A 22201-nucleotide genomic window follows, 5' to 3' on the forward strand; every position below is an offset into this window, starting at 1 on the left:
TCACTGTGAATCCCAGTGAAACAAATCCAGAAACGAAAAGAAGAATGCCATGCTGCTGAAACGCGTTGGTTTGTTCGTGCTCCCGCTGTTGTTGTTATCAGGGTGCCAGCTTACAGTCCTCAATCCGTCGGGCGACATTGCTGCGCAACAAGGTGATCTGATCATCTATGCCACAATCTTGATGCTCATCGTGATTGTCCCCGTTATGGTTCTGACGGTCTTTTTTGCGCTGAAATATCGCGCCTCCAACAAAGAGGCGGAATATGAACCCGATTGGGATCACTCGGTCACGCTTGAAGTTATCGTTTGGTCAGTCCCATTGGCGATCATCATTTGTCTTGCCGGTCTTACATGGGTCGCGACACACCGTCTTGAACCCTATGATGATCTCAAGCGTATTTCGGTTGATCAGCCGATCGACCCTTCGGTCAAACCGATGGAGGTGCAGGTCGTTGCGCTCGATTGGAAATGGCTCTTCATCTACCCTGAATATGGCATCGCAACTGTCAACGAAGCTGCAGCAATTGTTGATCGTCCGGTAGAATTCAAAATCACATCTGCAACTGTGATGAATGCCTTCTACATTCCTGAAATGGCCGGCATGATCTACGCGATGGGCGGCATGGAAACCGAATTGAACGCCGTGATCAACGCGCCTGGCGAATTTGAGGGTTTCTCTGCAAACTACAGCGGCAATGGCTTCTCCCACATGCGCTTTGATTTCCACGCCCTTGACCAGGCTGGATTTGATGCTTGGGTCGAAAAGGTCCGCGAAGCTCCCTTGGCGCTTGACCAAGATGCCTATGTCGCGCTTGAACCGCAAAGCACCGCGCATCCAGTGACCTATTACTCCTCCGTTGAAGAAGGCATCTGGGACAAGATCCTTAACATGTGCGCTGGCGTTGACGACCTTTGCCTGAATGACATGATGATGGCTGACGCATTGGGCGGTGGCGGCATCGAAGGGCTCTACAACCGGGAGCTTTTCCGCGGCCTCTGCGCAGCAGATGATCCTCAGGGTCTGTTTGACATCTTGCGCCCAGATCTCGCCGATCGTCGTGACGAGATCATCCACGCAATGCTGAGTGACGACACTCTTCTTCCTTCTTCTAAAGCACAGGCGAACTGACACATGGCGAGTCCAACCGCAGCCGTCGAGCACGGCACAGATATCGTCAATTCTGCCCATTGGTTCTGGGGCAAATTGGGATGGGACATCTTCCCATTTTACGATCCAATCATTTTCGGCACCTTCATCGGCACCTGTCTCCTCGGGTTGGCTGTCGTGGGCGCTGTGACTTACTTCCGTCTCTGGGGATATCTCTGGAACGAGTGGTTCACGTCGATTGACCACAAGAAAATCGGGATCATGTATATGATCCTCGGCGTCATCATGTTGGTGCGCGGATTTGCTGACGCTTTGCTGATGCGTTTGCATCAGGCCTTGGCCTCAGCTGGATATGTCGGATTTCTTCCCGCCTATCACTACGATCAGGTCTTTACCGTTCACGGTGTGATCATGATCTTCTTCGTCGCAATGCCGTTTGTGACCGGTTTCATGAACTACGTGATGCCGCTCCAGATTGGTGCGCGCGACGTAGCCTTTCCGTTCCTCAATAACTTCAGCTTCTGGCTGACAGTTTCCGGCGCTATCCTGATCATGATTTCCCTGTTTGTCGGTGAATTCGCGGCAACGGGTTGGCTGGCCTATCCACCACTTTCCGGGCTGACCTTTAGCCCTGGCGTTGGGATGGACTACTATCTGTGGTCGCTCAACATCGCAGGTATCGGCACAACACTGTCAGGCATCAACCTGGTTGTGACCATCGTCAAGATGCGTGCACCGGGGATGACATGGATGAAAATGCCCGTTTTCACCTGGACGGCACTTTGCACAAACATCTTGATTGTAGCCACCTTCCCGGTTTTGACAGCAACTCTCGCGCTGCTGACCGCTGACCGGTACCTTGGCACCCATTTCTTCACCAATGAAATGGGCGGAAGCCCGATGATGTATGTGAACCTGATCTGGATCTGGGGTCACCCTGAGGTATACATTCTGATGTTGCCGATTTTCGGTGTCTTCTCCGAGGTCGTATCAACCTTCTGCTCCAAGCGTCTGTTTGGGTATACGTCCATGGTTTACGCAACCTGCGTGATCATGATCCTCAGCTACATTGTTTGGCTGCACCACTTCTTCACCATGGGGGCAGGTGCAAATGTGAACTCCTTCTTCGGGATCAGTACGATGATTATTTCGATCCCGACGGGCGCCAAGCTCTTCAACTGGCTGTTCACCATGTACAAAGGCCGCATTCGTTTTGAATTGCCAATGATGTGGACAGTTGCCTTCATGCTGACCTTTGTGATTGGCGGCCTGACAGGTGTGCTGTTGGCAATCCCGCCAGCGGACTACGTCCTGCACAACTCTTTGTTCCTGGTGGCGCACTTCCACAATGTGATCATCGGTGGCGTGGTGTTTGGTATCTTCGCAGGCATCAACTTCTGGTGGCCTAAGGCCTTTGGCTTCAAGCTGGACCCATTCTGGGGCAAGATCAGCTTCTGGGGCTGGGTTGTCGGCTTCTGGTTTGCCTTCATGCCACTTTACATCATGGGCCTCATGGGCGTGACGCGCCGCCTGAGCCAGTTTGAAGACACCTTCTATGCGGGTTACTTCTTTGTGGCTCTGCTCGGCGCACTCATGATCGCAATTGGGGTTCTGGCATTTGTGGTGCAAATCGCAGTCAGCATTCTGAAGCGTGAAGAGCTGAAGGTAGATGGCGATCCTTGGGGTGGCCGCACACTTGAGTGGGCCACCACGTCCCCTCCGCCTTACTACAACTTTGCCTTCAACATCCGGGTTCATGCACTCGATGCGTGGCAGCATATGAAAGACAACGGCTATAAAAAGCCAACCGAAGGGTTCACCCCGATTCATATGCCGCACTACACATCCAGCGGGATCATTATATCCGGCTTCATGACTGTCATGGGCTTCGCGCTGATCTGGCACGTGTGGTGGTTGGCGGCTGTGACCTTCTTTGCCTCCTTGGTTTGGGGCATCGGCCACACCTTCAATTACAACCGTGACTACTACATCCCTGCCGATGAGGTCCAAGCGATCGAAAATGGCAAGGCACCAACAATGAGCCCAGCGGAGTAACTCAAATGTCATCAGCTACCGTTGAAACGCCGAAAGGCGGCTTTGAATTCATCGTTCATGACGATCATCATCACGACGATGGAGACCATCACCACGAAACCGGAACAATGCTCGGTTTCTGGATCTACCTGATGAGCGATTGCCTGATCTTTGGCATCCTCTTTGCGATCTATGCAGTTGTGGGCCAGAACTATGCGGCTGGCCCCGCTCCACTCGATCTCTTTGAACTCGATAAGATCGCTTGGGCAACAGCATGGTTGTTGTTGTCTTCGATCACCTACGGGTTCTCCGTGATCAAAATGCATGAGAACAACAAGAACATGATGATGTTCTGGCTCATCATCACAGGCATCTTCGGCGCGGGGTTCTTGTATCTCTCGGTCGAAGAATTCATGCACCTCTGGCACATCGGTGCCGGGCCAGGCGCATCTGCGTTCCTGTCTGCCTTCTGGTTCTTGGTTGGCACCCACGGTGTACACGTGGCCTGTGGTGCGCTTTGGTTGGTTGTTTTGCTTGTGCAGGTTCAGATTCATGGCCTGACTCATGAAAACAAACGCCGGATCTTGTGCCTGAGCTTGTTCTGGCACTTCCTCGATCTGATCTGGATCGGGGTGTTCTCTTTCGTCTATCTCACAGGGGTTCTGCTATGAGCGCTGAAACGCACGACTCAGCCAAAGCCTATCGCGACTATCTCAAAGGCTTTATCTTCTCCGTGATCTTGACGGTCATCCCGTTCTACTGCGTGATGAGCGGCGCGGTTACAGATGTGCCTACACTGATTGCGATCATCTTCGGTCTTGGCGCGATTCAAATGGCCGTGCATGTGGTCTACTTCCTGCACTTGACTGTGAGCGCAGAAGACGGCTGGCAAGCCATGTCCATCGCCTTCACTCTTATGCTTGTCATCATTGTGTTGGTTGGCTCGGTCTGGGTCATGACCCACCTGCATGAAAACATGATGCCTGCACACGAGCAGATTGAACGGATCAAAAATCTGCCATGACGGTCAACTCAACCCGCGTGAAACGTCCTCTCTGGGTCGATGTCACCCTCTTGCTTTTGTCTGCCGTGCTCTTCACCTCAATGGTGGCACTCGGCAACTGGCAGGTGCGGAGACTGGGCGAAAAGTTGGATCTTATCTCGCGGGTTGAAACCTATGCGTATGGGGCTCCGGTCCCTGCGCCTCTGAATGAAACGCCCCCCGAATATCTTCGCGTAGAGCTTTCCGGCACTTACGATCACCAAAACTCGATCCTCGTCAAAGCGGTTACCGACCTTGGCCCAGGGCATTGGGTCATGTCTCCGTTGCACACAGATAACCTTGCCATCTGGATCAACCGTGGTTTTGTTCCAACCGGCAAAGACAGAGACGCTTGGTTCCAACCTGAGGGACGTCAAACCGTCACTGGTCTGGCAAGACCAAGTAAACCGGGTGGCACGCTGCTCGAAGAAAACCTGCCTGAACAAAATCGATGGGTCTCTCCAGATCTGAACGCGATGTCTGAGCACATCGGACTCAGCAATACGCTGGACTACTACATCGCGGCCGACCATAGTGGCGCAGCTGAAGACTGGCCACGCGGTGGTTTGACGAAACTGGTTTTCAGCAACTCTCACCTCAGCTACGCGCTGACGTGGTATGCGATGGCCGCCCTGTTTTTTGCAGCGATGGCCTATGTGATCTGGGATCGCAAAAGAGTGCGCGACTAACCCGCACATTTTCCCGACAGTGGTCGGTTAGCGCACAAACGTCCCCCCCTGCAGACAACACAGCGAAAGCAATCTCATGTGATCGCACGCAATCACGCCAGATCAACCGCGTCTGACACGGCGCTGCTTACAGCCTCCCCCCCCCGAAAACAGCACATTTGTCAAACGCCCCGATAATTCGGCTGCCCATCTCTGCCAGCTGATCACTCGGATCTAGGCAGTCCAGAGGATACGAATTTTCAGCACCGCACAGGCTTTTCGCCTTGCGGTGCCATCGTGATTGGGCAATCACGCATTTGTCTCAAAGCGTGCGGTCAGCGCGCCTAAAGTCCTGCTCACGAGCCAGCTCGCTCACACCAACACAACAACACGAAAGAAATACGCTCAATGTCTGCACTTGAAGACAAAGATGGTGCGATCACATCATCAGAAACTGACTACAAATTCGGCCCCCAACAGGCCCTTGCCGGTGCACAGATGCTCTTTGTCGCCTTTGGTGCATTGGTCCTCGTCCCGATCCTCACTGGGCTCAACGCAAGCGTGGCTTTGTTCACAGCGGGCCTAGGCACACTGATCTTTCAAATCGTAACACGCGGTCAAGTGCCGGTGTTTTTGGCCTCCTCTTTCGCCTTTATTGCCCCCATCATCTATGGAGTTCAGACATGGGGACTGGCAGCGACGACCGGTGGCCTCGCCGCCGCAGGCTTGCTTTATGTTGCGCTCAGCTTCGCCGTGCGGATCTGGGGAAGTGGCTTTTTGCACAAATACCTACCACCCGTAGTGGTTGGCCCAGTGATCATGATCATCGGCCTTTCGCTCGCCCCTGTTGCGATCAACATGGCCACAGGGCTCGCTGGTGAAACGCAGATCATGCCGCGCGGCATCGCCATGCTGCTGGCGGCAATTTCTCTGGGCACCACAATGCTCACAGCCATCTTGGGCCGTGGCATCATGAAAATCGTGCCGATCCTCGCGGGAATTGTCGCTGGCTATCTCGCGGCGATTGTGATCGGTCTGGTGACAGGCGAAAGTCTGATCAACACGTCCGGTCTGGTAGACGCGCCTTGGTTTGCCATCCCAGAGTTTGTGCGACCAGAATTCAACCTCGCTGCCATCTTGTTCATCCTGCCGGTCGCCATCGCACCTGCAATCGAACACTTCGGCGACATTCTGGCCATCGGCAATGTCACCAAGAAAGACTACCTGAAAAAACCCGGCATTCAGAACACGATGCTTGGCGACGGTCTCGCAACAACAGCGGCCGGTCTCTTGGGCGGCCCTCCCAACACCACATATTCGGAGGTCACAGGCGCCGTTACCCTCACACGAGCGTTCAATCCCGCGATCATGACCTGGGCCGCAATCTTTGCGATTGCCCTGTCGTTTGTTGGCAAACTGGGCGGCTTCCTCGGCACCATTCCGATGCCTGTCATGGGTGGCATCATGATTTTGCTATTCGGCATGGTGACCGTCGTGGGCATGAGTGTTGTGGCAAAAATCGGCGAAGAACTACACGATCCCCGCAACATGGTGATCGCATCGACAATTCTGGTGCTTGGCCTTGGAGGTTTGACCCTGTCCTTTGGTGAAGGCTTCTCCCTCGCAGGCATCGGGCTCGCAGGTGTTGCTGGTCTTGTGCTCAACCTTGTCCTTCCTAAAACACGCAACGACTGACGTCTCTGACAACGAGCGTGGCCGCTTATCTGTTTGGCCACGCTCCCCAATACCCCCATTGATGTGGGTATCCTCACTTACATCCGAACAAGTCTGCCAAGACGCTTCGACACCGCTTTGATTTCGTAAAGTTGGTTTTCCGGGAGTTGTTATCCCCCAGCAGGCATGAAGCGGCCTAAACGCGAAACGGATCGCATCTGATCTGGCATCACGGTGCGTCTGATCAAAATATGTGGGAACTTGGTAAGTTATGGCGGAGAGACAGGGATTCGAACCCTGGAGACGGTTTCCCGCCTACACACTTTCCAGGCGTGCGCCTTCGACCACTCGGCCACCTCTCCGCAACAGAGTGTCGATGTTGCCATCGTCTCTGTGAGGCGGTGTTTAGCTCTATCCACCGGGGGGATGCAAGAGGCAAAATGCGGGTTTTTTTGGTTTTCTCAACAAAAAAGAGCCGCGCATTTGCGCGGCTCTTTTCAATCCTTTCGAAAGCCTTATCAAACGGCTTCGGCAGCCCGTGGGCGATCTCTGTTTGACAGCTCTTCCGCCACCAAGAATGCCAGTTCAAGAGACTGGCTTGCGTTCAGGCGAGGGTCACATGCTGTGTGGTACCGTGCAGAGAGGTCTTCTTCGGTCACTGCACGTACACCACCGGTGCACTCTGTCACATCCTGGCCAGTCATCTCAAAATGCACGCCGCCCGGAATGGTGCCTTCCGCCTTATGCACAGCGAAGAACTCACGCACTTCGCGCAGCACGCTGTCAAACGGACGCGTTTTGTAACCCGTTGCAGACTTGATGGTGTTGCCGTGCATCGGATCACAAGTCCAGAGCACATTCGCCCCCTCTTCTTGTACAGCCTTAACCAGACGCGGCAGGTGGTCGCCTACGCTGCCTGCACCAAAACGTGCAATCAGGGTCAGACGGCCTGCTTCGTTCTCTGGGTTCAGCTTTTCCATGAGAACCTTCAGGTCCTCTGCAGTGGTTGTTGGGCCACATTTCAAACCAATCGGGTTCTGCACACCACGAGCGAACTCGACATGCGCACCGTCAGGCTGACGGGTGCGATCACCGATCCAAATCATATGGCCGGACCCTGCAAGCCACTTGCCAGAGGTCGAATCAAGACGTGTCAACGCCTCTTCGTATTCCAGCAGAAGCGACTCATGGCTGGTGTAGAAATCTACGGTCTGCAACGTGTGCAAACGATCAGAGGTCACGCCCGCCGCTTTCATGAAATCAAGCGTGTCGCTGATACGGTTCGCCATATCACGATACTTTTCAGCGTTGCCACCTTCAGTGAAGCCCAACGTCCAGGCATGCACCTGATGCACATCTGCGTATCCACCTGTGGAAAACGCACGCAGCAGGTTCAACGTGGCGGCTGCCTGCGTGTAGGCCTGCAGCATCTTGCTTGGTGCGGGAATGCGTGACTCGGGGGTGAAGGCCAGATCGTTGATGATATCACCGCGATAGCTTGGCAGTTCCACACCATCTACAGTCTCAGTGGGGGCAGAGCGCGGCTTGGCAAATTGCCCCGCCATCCGGCCAACTTTCACGACCGGGACCTTGGCGCCATAGGTCAGCACCATTGCCATCTGCAGCATCACCTTAAAGGTGTCGCGGATCCCGTCAGCGCTGAATTGTTCAAAGCTTTCGGCGCAGTCTCCCCCCTGCAGCAAAAAGGCCTCACCGCGAGAAGCGGCCCCAAGCTGTGCTTTCAGGCGGCGCGCTTCGCCGGCAAAGACCAACGGCGGATAGCTTGCGAGCTTGGCTTCGACTGCCTTAAGCTCTGCTTCATCCGTATATTCAGGCATCTGAACACGAGGCTTTGCGCGCCAGTCAGATTTTTGCCATTCTGCCATTGTCTTTACTCCAATTAGACAGGTTAAAGGCACCTTATACAAAAGCTCTTGTGATAGGGCCATAGATGAAATATCCGACTTTGACGGGTGCGTCACTTACCCCGTCATATCCACACAATTGAGGCGCATTCAAAGCGCCCGAACAACAGGGAAAAGGAAACGATGTCAATGACTTCGACCATCGCTCCTGAGCTTGACGACGGAAAAAACCGGCATTTTGTTTTTGTGCTCCTTGAGAACTTTACATTGCTGTCATTTGCTTCAGCAATCGACTGTTTGCGACTGGCAAACCGTCGACTGGGCAAAGAACATTACACATGGATTCTGTGTGGTGAAAACGGCGAGTCTGTGAATTGCTCAACCGGAACAGGACTAAAACTCGATGGCGACCTGCAAGAGCTGCACAGAGATGACACGATTGTGTTGTGCGGCGGGGAAGAGATCCAAAAGGCCACAACAAAGCGACTACTGAACTGGCTGCGTCGTGAAGCACGACGTGGTCCTGCAATCATAGGCATTTGCACAGCATCATACACTATGGCGAAAGCTGGATTGCTTGATGGCAAGCGCGCCACCATCCACTGGGAAAATCAGGACAGTTTTGCTGAAGAGTTTGAAGAAGTCGAACTCTCCAAAGCCGTTTTTACCGCCGATGGAAACCGCATGACCACCGCAGGCGGGACCTCTTCGATCGATTTGTTTCTCAAACTGATCGCTCAGGATCAGGGCGAAGACGTCGCCAATTGGGTCGCTGATCAGCAAATTTACAATTCCATCCGCACCGATCAAGACACACAACGCTTGTCGGTCCCAACGCGTATTGGTGTGCGCCACCCGAAACTGTCTCTGGTCATTCAGATGATGGAAACAAATATCGAAGAACCGATCAGCCCCTCAATTCTTGCCAAAGACGTGGGCATGTCCACACGCCAGCTGGAACGTTTGTTCCGCCGGTATCTCAACCGCTCTCCAAAGCGCTACTATATGGAGTTGCGCCTGCAAAAGGCACGTAACCTGTTGATGCAGACAGATATGAGCGTGATCAACGTGGCACTCGCCTGTGGATTTGCTTCCCCAAGCCATTTCTCAAAATGCTACCGCGCGCATTATGAGACCACCCCATACCGTGAACGCGGCTCGCAAAGCACCCGACTTTCGGTCTGATCACACCCGCGCTCCCCTTGCGCACTGCGAGGGTGGCGCTAGTCCGCCGGCATCATTTCGCAGGCATCATTCGGAACAACGTCCCTCTTTCGACGGACAAAAACCAAATTCCCCCATTTGGCCCTTCCCTGACATCGCGCACGCGTCCCGTACTCGCCCCGCGTATTTTTTCGACCTCTTGCAACGGCGAGCCGCTCAATCGACTTATGTAGTCAAACTTGAGACTACCGACGAAGAAATGCCCTCTCCATGCAGGCCACAGCTTGCCTGAGTAGATCATCATGCCGGATGGGGCAATTGACGGATCCCAATAGAAAGCGGGCTGCTCCAAGCCCTCTTTGGCGGAGCCTTCGCCTATCTTTGCGCCAGAATAATGCCGACCATAGGAAATCACTGGCCAACCAAAGTTTGCGCCTTTGCGGATCAGATTGATCTCATCGCCGCCTTTTGCCCCATGTTCAACGACCCACAGGCGCCCCTCTTCATCAAGGGCTGCGCCTTGCGGATTTCTGTGTCCATAGGACCAAATCTCTGGCAGAGCGCCGGTTTGCTGCCGAAACGGATTGTCCGAAGGGGCGCCACCACTCCGCGCTATGCGCACCACAGACCCTTCATGGCGCGACAAATCCTGCGCTAAAGGGCGGTCGCCGCGTTCGCCAATGGTCACAAAAAGCGTCCCATCTCGCGCCTCAACGATGCGACTGCCAAAATGCCGCCCACCCTGGCTTCCTGCTGCCATTTCAAAGATCTTTGTGACCTTGTTTAACTGAGCCCCGTCCTTGGAAAGAACGCCACGATAAACCGCTGTTCCCGCGCCTCTGGCCTGTGACACTGCAAGGCTCATAAACACCTCACGAGATCGTTCAAAATCGCGGGCGACAATAACATCCAGCAGCCCACCCTGCCCTTGAACATGCGCTTTAGGCACTCCAGTGAGAGGTGCCTTAATACCCTCTTCAGAAACATACCAAAGCCGGCCAGCGCGCTCAGTGATCAACAGCGCTCCCCCGGGCAAAAAGGCAAAGCCCCAAGGATTCTCCAGATCCTCAACAACGGCATCAACTTTGATGCGGCCTTGAGAGGTCTGAACACTCTGAGCGTCAGCAACAGAGCTTACACAAAACACCAAAGCACATGCTAGCAGCATGACAAATCGCATATAAAACACCATTTTCGTTCAGGTTTTCCCAATTAGGCACTGCGGCCCCATATCGGCAATTCGCTGATTAAAAATCAGTCAACACCCTCTTTCCTTTTAATTTTAGCCCGCATAGGCTCCAAACCGGAACAACAAAATGTTACTTGGGAGTAAGAACATGAAAAAGCTGCTTATGGCCTCTGCCGCTGGCGCATTGCTGGCCGGAGCTGCGTCCGCAGAAGACATCAAACTGGGCGTGATCCTCGGCTTTACTGGACCGATTGAATCCCTCACCCCAGCTATGGCGGCCGGTGCTGAAATCGCGATGGAAGAAGTCACCAAGAGCGGCAAACTGCTCGATGGCTCCAGCGTCTCCGCTGTACGCGCTGACTCCACCTGTGTTGACTCCGCCGCCGCCACCGCTGCGGCCGAACGCCTGATCACCTCTGATGGCGTCAAAGGTATCATGGGTGCGGACTGCTCTGGCGTGACTGGCGCTGTTCTGGCCAATGTGGCTGTACCAAACGGCATGGTCATGATCTCTCCTTCGGCAACCTCGCCAGCTTTGTCTGAAGCAGAGGACAACGGCCTGTTCTTCCGCACCGCGCCATCAGACGCGCGTCAGGGCCAGGTTCTCGCTAACGTATTGATCGAACGTGGTTTCCAATCCGCTGCGATCACCTACACCAACAACGACTACGGCAAAGGTTTGGCTGACAGCATCGAGGCTGCCTATAAGGCCGCTGGCGGCGAAATCACCGCATCTTCCGCACATGAAGATGGCAAGGCCGACTACTCCGCAGAAGTTGCCGCGCTGGCATCGGCTGGCGGCGATATTCTGATCGTAGCAGGCTACGTTGATCAGGGTGGCCCCGGCATGATCCGTGCGGCATTGGATACGGGTGCGTTTGATGTATTCGCTCTGCCTGACGGCATGATCGGTACAGCCCTGGAAAACACCTTTGGCGACGAAATCGAAGGCTCTGTTGGCACACTTCCGGGCAGTGAAGCGGCGGATCCTTCTTTTGTTCTGGAAGCGGCGGCTGCCACTGGTGCGGATGCGTCCGGCCCCTACATCGGCGAAAGCTATGACGCAGCAGCCTTGATCATGCTGGCCATGCAAGCGGCGGGTTCGAGTGATCCGGCAGCCTATTCTGCCAAGATCGAAGATGTGGCCAATGCACCAGGCGAGCCGATCGCAGCAGGTGAGCTGGACAAAGCCCTCGAAATCCTTGCTGCTGGCGGTGATATCGACTATGTCGGCGCGACTGCTGTTGAACTGATCAATGGTGGCGAAGCTGCTGGCGGCTATCGCGAGATCATCATTGAAGGCGGCAAAATCACATCGGCCAACTTCCGCTAAGTGCGGTCAAAAAAACAGAAAAATGAGCAGCCCGGTCAAGTGCCGGGCTTCTTCGAATGTAAAGCACGCGCAGTCGTGTGAACGGGGGATAGCATATGATCGTCGCAGAAGACGTTCACAAACATTTCGGAGGGTTTCGCGCAGTAGATGGTGCGACGCTTCGGATTGAGCCAGGCTCGATCACTGGGCTGATTGGCCCAAATGGCGCTGGAAAAAGCACCATCTTCAACGTGATCGCCGGTGTCCTGAAGCCGACCTCTGGTCGGGTCTTGATGGACGGAGAAGATATCACCGGCCTGCCGCCGCACGAGCTGTTTCACAAAGGTCTGCTGCGCACCTTCCAGATCGCCCATGAGTTCAGTTCCATGAGCTGTCGCGAGAACCTGATGATGGTGCCAGGCCAGCAGTCTGGCGAAACGCTGTGGAACACTTGGTTTGGGCGCAAACGTATTGCTGATGAAGAGCGAGCCCTGCGCGCGAAGGCCGACGAAGTGCTTGAATTCCTTACGATTGAGCATCTTTCCGATCACAAAGCCGGGCAAATCTCTGGTGGTCAGAAAAAGTTGCTTGAGCTGGGCCGCACCATGATGGTGGATGCCAAAATCGTCTTTCTGGATGAGGTCGGCGCAGGTGTGAACCGCACCCTGCTGAACACCATTGGCGATGCGATTATCCGCCTGAACAAAGAGCGCAATTACACCTTTGTGGTGATCGAACACGACATGGATTTCATTGGCCGACTGTGTGATCCGGTGATCTGCATGGCCGAAGGCAAAGTGCTGGCCGAAGGCACTTTGGAAGAGATCAAAGCCAATGAACAGGTGATCGAGGCCTACCTCGGCACCGGGCTCAAAAACAAGGAACAGCTGAGCGCATAAGACGTCGGTATTGCGTCTGTATCGCGGCGGTATCGCAGCGGTATCACGACAGTGCATTGACGGTATTTTGCGCCCTCAGCGAGGAGAGTTGGGATGACGGGGAACCCCTATCAGGATGATCGTGGCAACAAAGATGCCTCAATCACCAACCCGAAGGGCGGCGGCGAACTGGTGAGTTCGGTCGGCACCGGGAAAGAGATGAACACCACAGATGCCTTTCTGGTCGGCGACAGCATGACCGGCGGCTATGGCAAAGACGGGCCGGACATTCTGCATGACTGCACAATCGCCGTGAACCCGGGCGAGATTGCCGTGATCGTGGGGCCCAATGGTGCCGGCAAATCCACCGGCATGAAAGCGGTCTTTGGCATGCTCAATCTGCGTCAGGGATCTGTGCGGCTGGATGGTGAAGACATCACCAACCTCACACCACAGGATCGCGTAGCGAAAGGCATGGGCTTTGTGCCGCAGGTGAACAATATCTTCACCTCCATGACGGTGGAAGAAAACCTCGAAATGGGGGCGTTCATCCGCAAGGACGATTTCAGGGATACGATGGAGCAGGTCTATGGCCTTTTCCCGATCCTGAAGGAGAAACGCAACCAACCTGCGGGCGAACTGTCTGGCGGTCAGCGTCAGCAGGTGGCCGTGGGCCGTGCGCTGATGACCCAGCCCAAAGTGCTGATGCTCGATGAACCCACTGCAGGTGTGTCGCCCATCGTCATGGACGAGCTGTTTGACCGCATCATTGAGGTGAGCCGCACGGGCATTCCCATTCTGATGGTTGAGCAAAACGCCCGTCAGGCGCTGGAGATTGCCGACAAAGGCTATGTGCTGGTGCAAGGCCGCAACGCCTATACTGGCACCGGCAAAGACCTTCTTGCGGATGAAGAAGTGCGCAAAGCATTCTTGGGGGGCTGAGGATGACTTTATCGAAAGCTAATGCGCGCAGGTTGTTGAGCAATGCGCTAGCTAATCTGGCCAGTATAACGATGTTTGCAGGCGTTTCGCTCGCGGCCAGCAACCACGGAGAAAACAGTGGCCAGACCAACGAATTGCCTCAAGTGTTTTCAGTAGATTGCTCATGGAGCGAGACGACATCGACCTTTGAGATCGACAAGACTGGGGCATTAGTTACGCGTGCCTTTAGTTCAGCTAACGCCCCCCAAAAGGTTCTGCTCAAATCTCATCTCGGATGGGTAGAATTAGCTGGAATGGGGGGAGAGCGACACTTTGTAATGCCTTCAACAGGTAGCCTGCTCGGCGGTCAAATGCTTACGGTCATGATGGACGGTCGAGCGACAAGAACCCAAACGACAATGTTCAAAGACGAAATTCGTGTATCCGCGGAAATTGGTCATTGTGAGGTGATCGAATAATGGACTTCCTCAACGCCATTGTGGCGCTTTCTAACTTTGTTCTGATCCCCGCGATTGCTTATGGCAGTCAGCTGGCGCTGGGTGCGCTTGGGGTGACGCTGATCTACGGCATCCTGCGGTTTTCCAACTTTGCCCATGGCGACACCATGGCCTTTGGCGCGATGATTGCGGTGCTGGTCACCTGGCTGCTCCAATCCATGGGGGTGAGCTTTGGCCCGTTGCCAACCGCATTGTTGGCCCTGCCCTTCGCCATTCTGGGCACCATGGCGCTGGTGCTGATCACCGACCGCGTGGTCTATCGTTTCTATCGTGAACAAAAGGCCAAGCCGGTGATCCTTGTGATCGTGTCGATGGGCGTGATGTTCATCATGAACGGTCTGGTGCGTTTCATCATCGGTCCAAATGATCAGAAGTTTGCCGATGGTGAACGCTTCATCATTTCCGTGCGTGAATTCAAAGCCATGACCGGCCTGCGCGAAGGTCTGGCGATCAAAACCACTCAGGGCATCACCGTTGTCGTGGCCGTGATCTGTGTGGTTCTGCTGTTCTGGTTCCTCAACCGCACCCGCACCGGCAAATCCATGCGCGCCTATTCTGACAATGAAGATCTGGCGCTGCTGTCGGGCATCAACCCGGAACGTGTGGTGATGTACACATGGCTGATCGTGGCGGCACTGGCGACCACCGCGGGCGTGCTCTATGGGCTCGATAAAACTTTCAAACCCTTTGTCTATTTCCAGTTGCTGCTGCCGATCTTTGCCTCCGCCATCGTTGGCGGCCTTGGCAGCCCTATTGGCGCCATAGCGGGTGGGTTTGTGATCGCCTTTAGCGAAGTCACGATCACCTACGCCTGGAAAAAAGTGCTGAAATACATGCTGCCAGAACAGCTCGAGCCATCGGGTCTCGTGCAGCTTCTGAGCACAGACTATAAATTCGCCGTCAGCTTTGTGATCCTGATTGTGGTTCTGCTGTTTAAGCCGACCGGCCTGTTCAAGGGGAAATCGGTATGATTTGGGGAATTCTTGGTTCTGCTGTAGTGCCAATTCTCGCAATGCTCGCAGCTGGATCGGTTGGCCTGATCACCGCTATTGCCGAAGTGGCCTTAGCTTGGTTGTATTGGCACGGCGTCAGGACAAAAAACGAAAACCTGTCGAACTCAGCACTTTTTGGGATCTTAGCAGTTCTAATCTTGGCAACCGGTTTTTCCCAAAGCTGGAACGTGGCGCTGCTGATCCTGAACATGGGTCTGATCTCTGCAATCATGGCGCTTGGCGTGAACCTGCAATGGGGCTTTGCCGGGCTGTTCAACGTGGGTGTCATGGGCTTTGTCGCCCTTGGCGGCCTCGCCGTGGTGCTGACCTCTGCATCCCCTGTGGAAGGCGCCTGGAGCGCGGGTGGCTGGCGAATTGTGATTGCGCTGCTCGCCGGTGCTGGCACCATCGTGGCCACCGTCATGGTGCGTCAGAAGATGCCTGTGGGCCGTCTGCGCAATCTGCTGACAGCTGCCATTCTGATCGGCGGCTTCTTCCTCTATCGCGGCATTTTCGACCCCGGTGTGGCCGCCGTCGAAGAGATCAACCCAGCACTTCAGGGCAATCTGGGCGGTCTGAACCTGCCGGTTCTGCTGGCCTGGCCCATGGGCGGTTTGCTGGCGGCGGGCGTGGCCTGGCTGATTGGCAAAACCGCGCTTGGGCTGCGCTCTGACTATCTGGCGATTGCGACCCTCGGCATTGCGGAAATCATCATTGCGGTGATGAAAAACGAAGACTGGCTGGCGCGCGGCGTGAAAAACGTCGTCGGGCTTGATCGTCCTGTGCCTTATGAAATCGACCTGCAGAACTCCTCATCCTTCATCAACCGCGCCGAGGGGCTCGGTATGGATGTGGCGACGGCGTCGTCCCTGTTTGTGAAGCTCAACTATTCGCTGCTGTTTGCGGCGGTGCTGATCGTGATCTTCGTGATGGCGCAGCTCGCACTGAACAGCCCTTGGGGCCGTATGATGCGCGCGATCCGCGACAATGAAGTGGCGGCAGAGGCGATGGGCAAAGATGTGACCAATCGCCATTTGCAGATCTTTGTGATCGGCTCGGCAATCTGTGGCATTGCCGGGGCGATGATGACCACCTTGGACGGTCAGTTGACACCGGGCACCTATCAGCCACTGCGCTATACCTTCCTGATCTGGGTGATGGTGATTGTGGGCGGCTCTGGCAACAACCTTGGCGCGGTGCTCGGCGGTTTCCTGATCTGGTTCCTCTGGGTACAGGTGGAGCCGATGGGGCTGTGGCTGATGCAGACCATCACCGCAGGCATGGCAGAAGACAGCGCATTGCGGGATCATCTGATCGACAGCGCCGCACATATGCGGCTGTTGACCATGGGGGTTGTCCTGCTGTTGGTGCTCAGGTTCAGCCCGCGTGGTTTGATCCCTGAAAAATAATAAAAAAGGCGCTCCTTCGGGAGCGCCTTTTGCCTTCGGCGAGGATATTTTCAGAATGAGAAAACGCCGGATCAGCGGCCTTTGAACAGCCCGCCCAGAATGCCGCGCACAATGCGGCGGCCGGTGGTGCCGGTGAGCTCTTTCATCACCATTTTGCCCATCGCAGTGCCAAAACTGTCATCAGCGCGGAAGCGCATGGAGCGCGCGCTGGAGCGGCTGACACGGCCCCCGCTGTAACGGCGTGCGGCGTTAAACTCCCGCTGTGCCACTGAATGCTCTTCTTCACGCGCTTCCACCTCTTCGGCGGCCTTGGCCGCGCTTGCCGCTCGGTCGCGCAGCATTTCGTAAGCGGAATGGCGGTCTTTGGCGGTGTCGTATTTTCCGGCCACCGGGGAGTTGGCTAAGACCTGCGTACGTGTGGCTTGGTCGATGGGACCAAGCTGGGACGATGGCGGGCGGATCAGCGTGCGCTCCACAATGCCCGGTATGCCCTTTTTCATCAGCATGGAGGTCACCGCCTCCCCCACGCCAACTTCGCGAATGGCAGCCTCGGTTTCAAACCGTGGATTTGGGCGATAGGTTTCTGCCGCAAGCCGCAGCGCTTTTTTGTCCCGCGCCGTGAAGGCACGCAACGCGTGCTGCACGCGATTGCCAAGCTGGCCAAGGATGTCCTCGGGAATGTCGTCCGGGTTCTGGGTGACAAAATAGACGCCCACCCCTTTGGATCGGATCAGGCGGGCGACCTGCTCCACCTTATCGATCAACGCTTTGGGCGCCCCATCAAACAACAGATGCGCCTCATCAAAGAAGAAGACCAGTTTGGGTTTGTCGGGGTCGCCGACTTCTGGCAGGGATTCAAACAACTCAGAGAGGAGCCACAACAAGAAGGTCGCATAAAGACGCGGCGCGCCCATGAGCTTGTCTGAGGCAAGGATATTGATGCGCCCGCGCCCCTCTGCATCGCACTGCATGAGATCGGAGAGATCAAGCGCGGGCTCACCAAACAGTTTGTTGGCCCCCTGATTTTCCAGCACCAGCAAGCGGCGCTGGATCGCACCGATGGAATTGACCGAGATATTGCCATAGCGCAGAGCGAGCTCAGCCCGGTTTTCGCCAACCCAGACCAGCAGCGCCTGAAGATCTTTCAGATCCAGCAGAGGCAGCCCCTCCTCATCCGCCAGCCGGAACGCAATGTTCAGAATACCCTCCTGCGCCTCGCTCAGTTCCATCAAACGCGCAAGCAGCAATGGCCCCATCTCCGCAACTGTGGTGCGCACCGGATGGCCCTGCTCGCCAAAGAGATCCCAGAACGTCACCGGAAACGCCGAATAGCCATAGTCCTGAAGCCCGATCTTCTGCGCGCGTGCCGTAAAGGCATCGTGCAGCTTAAAATCTGAGCGGCCAGCGGCAGCAAGCCCTGACAGATCGCCTTTCACGTCAGATAGGAACACAGGCACCCCCGCAGCGGAGAATCCTTCTGCAAGAATCTGCAGAGTCACGGTCTTTCCTGTGCCTGTTGCCCCCGCAATCAGCCCATGGCGGTTGGCGTATTTCAGAGTGAGACCTTGTTTTACGCCAAAATCAGGGCCGCCACCGCCCAAAAAAATATTTCCGTCCATCAGGGACTTACCTCGTGATCGCGTTGAAATCTTATTGGTTAACCGAATGTCACATCTATTGTTAACCTTTTTGCCCCATTTTCAAAGGTGTTCCAGACCAAAGCTTAACGGTTTTGGGAACGAACTCCTCCCTGTTGAGTACTGGCCGCACGCAATGTGCGGCCTTTTTTTTGAACAATTCCAAGACCAAAGAATCTTTTTTTCCTGTTGACCACACCGCTTTTTGCTCGTAGCGTTTTGGCAATGAATAAGTCGGCCAGTCCGACGGGGAGTGAAAATTTTGCAAAAGGGCCTGTAACTGGGCCCTTTTGTTTCGTTTTCCCCCCCTGCAAGCGCCTCACTTAAGCTGGCATCCGCGCGATCCAAACTCGCCAAAACCTGCTTCTGCCAACATCAACCGATGCGAAAACTATGAAGGGGCATCTGCCCTGCAGCCGTTTGTTCGTGTTTTCATCAAGCGTGACCTGACAATCATATTCTGGCGTGCTAAGCGACAGCGGACGACATGAGAACAATCAGGAAATCACATGCTCAAACTTCCAACTCTTTTTGCCGCGTTGCCTGCAATGCTCGTGGCGAGCCAGCTCTCTGCCCAGAGCGTGCCATCCCTGTCTGACGGATCGCTGGCGATGGGGGAAGCCGTGGCCGGTCAAGGTGAAGCCCAGATCCCGCAAAACCCAAACGAAGATATAACCACTGAAACCATCGGCGACTGGGAACTTCAGTGCGCGGCCACTGGCCCCGAACCACGTCCGTGTCGCATGTATCAACTTCTGCGTGATGAGACCGGCAACCCAATTTCTGAGGTAACCCTGTTCAAACTGCCGCAAGCTGATGGCCAGGCGGTAGCGGGTGCAACGTTGATTGTCCCACTAGAAACCCTCCTGACAGCACAGTTGACGATGGCGGTCGATGGCAACAATGCGCGGCGCTATCCCTTTGCCTTCTGTAATCAAGCAGGCTGCATCGCACGGATCGGCTTCAGCCAGGCAGATATCTCGAATTTCAAATCTGGTAACGAGGCGAAAATCAGCATTGTGCCGGCTTTGGCACCTGATCAGACTGTGACGGTCTCTATGTCGCTGGCTGGTTTCACCAAGGCGTTTGACACTGCTGGAAGCGCTGGTGAATAACCACATCGCTTAAATGGGTTCGCCGTCCTTCTGCTGAGGGGCGGCGATTTTTTTGTCAAACACGTCTGAGCGCCAGAACCGCGTTCAAGCCCCCAAACGCAAACGCATTGGAAAGTGCGACATCCACTTTCGCCTCGCGGGCCTCGTTTGGCACCACATCCATGGCACATTCTGGATCTGCTTCTTCGTAGCCTATTGTGGGCGCAATGATCCCATCGCGCAGTGCCATGATACAGGCCAGAAGCTCCACGGCCCCTGTCCCACCGATCAAATGACCATGCATCGACTTGGTCGACGAAATCATCAGCTTGTCGGCATGGGGCCCAAACACATCGGCAACCGCGCTGCATTCAGTTTTGTCATTCGCAGCGGTGCCGGTACCGTGCGCGTTGATGTAGCCCACCTCTTCACGATCGAGTCTGGCATCCGCCAGTGCGCCGGAAATCGCGCGTGACGCGCCCTGTCGTGAGGGCATGACAATGTCGGCGGCATCTGACGTCATTGCAAAGCCGACAACTTCGGCGAGGATCTCCGCACCACGTGCCTTGGCATGATCCATTTCTTCAAAGACAAACACCCCCGCGCCCTCGCCCTGAACCATGCCATTGCGTGTCGCAGAAAACGGGCGGCATGCGTCTTTGGACATCACACGCAACCCTTCCCAGGCTTTGACGCCGCCAAAACACAACATGGATTCGGCCCCGCCCGTGATCATCACAGGAGACATTCCGTGGCGCACCATTTGAAAAGCTTGGGCCATGGCGTGGTTGGAACTTGCGCAGGCGGAAGCAACCGTGAAGCTCGGCCCCTTCAGATTGAATTCCATGCTAATGTGGCTTGCCGCCGCATTGTTCATCAACTTGGGAACGACAAACGGATGTACCCGATTTTTGCCGTCTTCGTATACGGTGCGATAGTTTTCATCGAGCGTCTGCATACCGCCGCCGGAGTTGCCAAACACAACACCAGATTTTGCAGATAACTCACCCGAAAACTCCAGACCGGATTGAGCCAGCGCTTCGCGCGCCGCAACCAGTGCAAATTGGGTGAAGCGGTCATAGAGCGACAATTGCTGCCGATTGAAGATGCCCTCAGGCTCAAATCCATGAACCTGCGCGCCGATTTTGACCCCAAGACGCTCCACATCACGCATTTCAAGCGCGCCAATACCACAGCGCCCTTCGCGCATGGATTTGAGAGTTTGTGGCACATCATGGCCCAAAGCGTTGATGGTACCGGCCCCAGTGATGACGACGCGTTTCATGTGCTTATTGCCTTACATATGAAGCGATCTGTGGCTTAGCTTTTGGCCAGCTTTTCGATGCCAGCAATGATTGTTGCCACGGAAGAGATATCAAAATCGCTCTTCTCAGGCTCATTTGCATTGAACGGGATCGAAATATCGAATGCTTCTTCGATTGCAAAGATGCTTTCAACAAGCCCAAGGCTATCAATGCCAAGGCTTTCCAGAGTGCTGTCCATTGAGATGTCTGAAGGATCAAGAACCGCTTGTTCGGCAATGATTTCAATGACTTTGTCTTTGATGTTCATTTTTCTTCCTTTCCCGAAGAGGTCGGGTTTTAGGACTTAGACCCCAGCTTCGAAACAGTTTTTTGAAGATCGGAAAATTGCTTTGCCAATCTCGGCAGCCGTCTCAAAGCTTTGTACATTTCCAGATTCATATCCATCTTAACCGCGGGGTAACCCAGCACGACTTGCCCCGGGGCAACTTTGCTCATGAGCTTGCTGCCACCCCCTGCGATCACGTTGTCACCAACGGTGGTGTTGTCTGTAACGCCAACTTGGCCGCCCATCACCACATTGTTGCCAATGCGCGTAGATCCCGCGATGCCAACCTGCCCAGCAAGCAGACAATCATCGCCAATGACCACATTGTGGGCAATGTGGACAAGGTTGTCGATTTTACATCCATTGCCGATTTTCGTGTCCCGGACCGTGCCATAATCCACGCAGGAATTGGCGCCGATTTCCACATCATTTCCGATGGTTACCGCACCTAGTGAATGTATGCGTGCCCAGGCCTGCTCTTTCACTTCGCCCTGATCGCCCAAAGACGCGCGTGCTTTTTCCACGCCGCTGGCCTCGGGTGTGACAAATGACATGCCATCTGCACCAATGCGCGCGCCAGGCTGGGCCCAGAAGCGATCACCAATGGTGACACGGGCGCCAATGGAGACATGATCGCGCAGCATCGCTGCGGTGCCGACCCGCGCATCCGCGCCAATGTGGCAGAATGGGCCAATCACACTGCCGGCACCGATCTGCGCGCGGGGCCCAACCACCGTGTACGGGCCGATTGTCACATCATCTGCAATGGTGGCGGTGTCATCAATACACGCTGTCGGGTGGATGCCGGCAGGATAACCCTGCCCCGGATCCATCATGCGCGACAGACCAGACATGGCGTATCGACCACGCTTTGCCGTAATGGCGGCTTCAAGCCCCATGGCTTCCCAGTCCGCCCCGTCCCAAAGCAGCGCAACCTTTGCCTGCCCCTGAGCCAGACCTTCGGCAAATTTCGGATTGGTCAAAAGCGCCAGATCTTGTGGGCCCGCCATGGCAGGTTCCGCAACCCGCTCGACAGTCAAACCGGTGTTGCCATGTGCCTCAGCATCAAGTGCCGCAGCAATCTCCTGAACCGTAAACGCCATGCC

General features: G+C 55.1%; 20 protein-coding genes and 1 tRNA gene. 14 read left to right on the forward strand and 7 right to left on the reverse strand.

The window, feature by feature from the left end; all coding sequences use genetic code 11:
- Positions 1 to 49 precede the first annotated feature (49 nt).
- From cyoA to J7413_RS02400, 6 genes are all read left to right on the forward strand, one after another.
- Positions 50 to 1129: a ubiquinol oxidase subunit II gene (gene cyoA / locus J7413_RS02375; RefSeq protein ID WP_209096001.1), complete on the forward strand. Its 1080-nt coding sequence runs from the start codon at positions 50 to 52 to the stop codon at positions 1127 to 1129.
- Between the two features lie 3 nt (positions 1130 to 1132).
- Positions 1133 to 3163: a cytochrome o ubiquinol oxidase subunit I gene (cyoB, locus tag J7413_RS02380; RefSeq protein WP_209096004.1), complete on the forward strand. Its 2031-nt coding sequence runs from the start codon at positions 1133 to 1135 to the stop codon at positions 3161 to 3163.
- A 5-nt stretch (positions 3164 to 3168) separates the two neighbouring features.
- Positions 3169 to 3813, forward strand: coding sequence for a cytochrome o ubiquinol oxidase subunit III (gene cyoC, locus J7413_RS02385; RefSeq protein ID WP_209096006.1), 645 nt, complete (start codon positions 3169 to 3171; stop codon positions 3811 to 3813).
- Complete coding sequence (gene cyoD / locus J7413_RS02390; protein ID WP_209096008.1) at positions 3810 to 4166, forward strand: cytochrome o ubiquinol oxidase subunit IV; 357 nt, start codon at positions 3810 to 3812, stop codon at positions 4164 to 4166. The genes cyoC and cyoD overlap by 4 nt, the downstream gene beginning before the upstream one ends.
- A complete protein-coding gene (locus J7413_RS02395) occupies positions 4163 to 4873 on the forward strand; it encodes an SURF1 family cytochrome oxidase biogenesis protein (RefSeq protein ID WP_247743286.1) in 711 nt (236 codons plus the stop codon). Before cyoD ends, J7413_RS02395 begins: the two co-directional genes overlap by 4 nt.
- A 387-nt stretch (positions 4874 to 5260) precedes the next feature.
- Entirely contained in the window at positions 5261 to 6547 is a 1287-nt protein-coding gene (locus J7413_RS02400; RefSeq protein ID WP_209096010.1) for a uracil-xanthine permease family protein, read from the forward strand.
- A 251-nt stretch (positions 6548 to 6798) separates the two neighbouring features.
- Here the strand turns inward: J7413_RS02400 and J7413_RS02405 are convergent.
- Both J7413_RS02405 and J7413_RS02410 read right to left on the reverse strand, forming a co-directional pair.
- Positions 6799 to 6888: transfer RNA gene (locus J7413_RS02405), tRNA-Ser, on the reverse strand.
- Between the two features lie 156 nt (positions 6889 to 7044).
- A complete protein-coding gene (locus J7413_RS02410; protein WP_209096012.1) occupies positions 7045 to 8412 on the reverse strand; it encodes a 3-deoxy-7-phosphoheptulonate synthase class II in 1368 nt (455 codons plus the stop codon).
- Positions 8413 to 8580: 168 nt separating this feature from the next.
- Here J7413_RS02410 and J7413_RS02415 point away from each other — a divergent pair, with 168 nt between their 5' ends.
- A complete protein-coding gene (locus J7413_RS02415) occupies positions 8581 to 9576 on the forward strand; it encodes a GlxA family transcriptional regulator (RefSeq protein WP_247743287.1) in 996 nt (331 codons plus the stop codon).
- A 52-nt stretch (positions 9577 to 9628) separates the two neighbouring features.
- On the opposite strand, the gene J7413_RS02420 is transcribed toward J7413_RS02415, so the two are convergent.
- Positions 9629 to 10723, reverse strand: a complete 1095-nt coding sequence (locus tag J7413_RS02420) for a PQQ-dependent sugar dehydrogenase (RefSeq protein ID WP_247743288.1) — start codon at positions 10721 to 10723, stop codon at positions 9629 to 9631.
- 169 nt (positions 10724 to 10892) lie between these two features.
- Between J7413_RS02420 and J7413_RS02425 the strand changes: the two genes are divergently transcribed.
- The 6 genes from J7413_RS02425 to J7413_RS02450 all read left to right on the forward strand — a co-directional run bounded on the left by J7413_RS02425 (position 10893) and on the right by J7413_RS02450 (position 16774).
- Entirely contained in the window at positions 10893 to 12077 is a 1185-nt protein-coding gene (locus tag J7413_RS02425) for an ABC transporter substrate-binding protein (protein ID WP_209096018.1), read from the forward strand.
- Positions 12078 to 12172: 95 nt separating this feature from the next.
- Positions 12173 to 12955, forward strand: coding sequence for an ABC transporter ATP-binding protein (locus J7413_RS02430; protein ID WP_209096020.1), 783 nt, complete (start codon positions 12173 to 12175; stop codon positions 12953 to 12955).
- A 93-nt stretch (positions 12956 to 13048) separates the two neighbouring features.
- Positions 13049 to 13876, forward strand: coding sequence for an ABC transporter ATP-binding protein (locus tag J7413_RS02435; protein WP_209096021.1), 828 nt, complete (start codon positions 13049 to 13051; stop codon positions 13874 to 13876).
- Between the two features lie 2 nt (positions 13877 to 13878).
- On the forward strand, positions 13879 to 14334 hold the full coding sequence (locus J7413_RS02440; protein WP_209096024.1) for a hypothetical protein: 456 nt from the start codon (positions 13879 to 13881) through the stop codon (positions 14332 to 14334).
- Positions 14334 to 15344, forward strand: coding sequence for a branched-chain amino acid ABC transporter permease (locus tag J7413_RS02445; protein WP_209096026.1), 1011 nt, complete (start codon positions 14334 to 14336; stop codon positions 15342 to 15344). The genes J7413_RS02440 and J7413_RS02445 overlap by 1 nt, the downstream gene beginning before the upstream one ends.
- The gene (locus tag J7413_RS02450) at positions 15341 to 16774 is read left to right on the forward strand and encodes a branched-chain amino acid ABC transporter permease (RefSeq protein ID WP_247743289.1); all 1434 of its coding nucleotides are present in this window, start codon (positions 15341 to 15343) and stop codon (positions 16772 to 16774) included. The genes J7413_RS02445 and J7413_RS02450 overlap by 4 nt, the downstream gene beginning before the upstream one ends.
- A 71-nt stretch (positions 16775 to 16845) precedes the next feature.
- On the opposite strand, the gene J7413_RS02455 is transcribed toward J7413_RS02450, so the two are convergent.
- Positions 16846 to 18393, reverse strand: a complete 1548-nt coding sequence (locus tag J7413_RS02455; protein ID WP_209096028.1) for a helicase HerA-like domain-containing protein — start codon at positions 18391 to 18393, stop codon at positions 16846 to 16848.
- A 527-nt stretch (positions 18394 to 18920) separates the two neighbouring features.
- Here J7413_RS02455 and J7413_RS02460 point away from each other — a divergent pair.
- Positions 18921 to 19526 carry an invasion associated locus B family protein gene (locus tag J7413_RS02460; protein WP_209096030.1) on the forward strand — a complete coding sequence of 202 codons (606 nt, stop codon included), beginning with the start codon at positions 18921 to 18923 and terminating at the stop codon, positions 19524 to 19526.
- A 55-nt stretch (positions 19527 to 19581) separates the two neighbouring features.
- On the opposite strand, the gene J7413_RS02465 is transcribed toward J7413_RS02460, so the two are convergent.
- The 3 genes from J7413_RS02465 to lpxD are packed head-to-tail and all read right to left on the reverse strand — an operon-like array spanning position 19582 to position 22198.
- Positions 19582 to 20790: a beta-ketoacyl-[acyl-carrier-protein] synthase family protein gene (locus J7413_RS02465; protein ID WP_209096032.1), complete on the reverse strand. Its 1209-nt coding sequence runs from the start codon at positions 20788 to 20790 to the stop codon at positions 19582 to 19584.
- A 35-nt stretch (positions 20791 to 20825) separates the two neighbouring features.
- A complete protein-coding gene (locus tag J7413_RS02470) occupies positions 20826 to 21077 on the reverse strand; it encodes a phosphopantetheine-binding protein (RefSeq protein WP_209096034.1) in 252 nt (83 codons plus the stop codon).
- A gap of 29 nt (positions 21078 to 21106) precedes the next feature.
- On the reverse strand, positions 21107 to 22198 hold the full coding sequence (gene lpxD, locus J7413_RS02475; RefSeq protein ID WP_209096036.1) for a UDP-3-O-(3-hydroxymyristoyl)glucosamine N-acyltransferase: 1092 nt from the start codon (positions 22196 to 22198) through the stop codon (positions 21107 to 21109).
- Between the last annotated feature and the right edge of the window lie 3 nt (positions 22199 to 22201).

Source organism: Shimia sp. R10_1, from assembly GCF_017744095.1.
Lineage (GTDB): Bacteria > Pseudomonadota > Alphaproteobacteria > Rhodobacterales > Rhodobacteraceae > Shimia.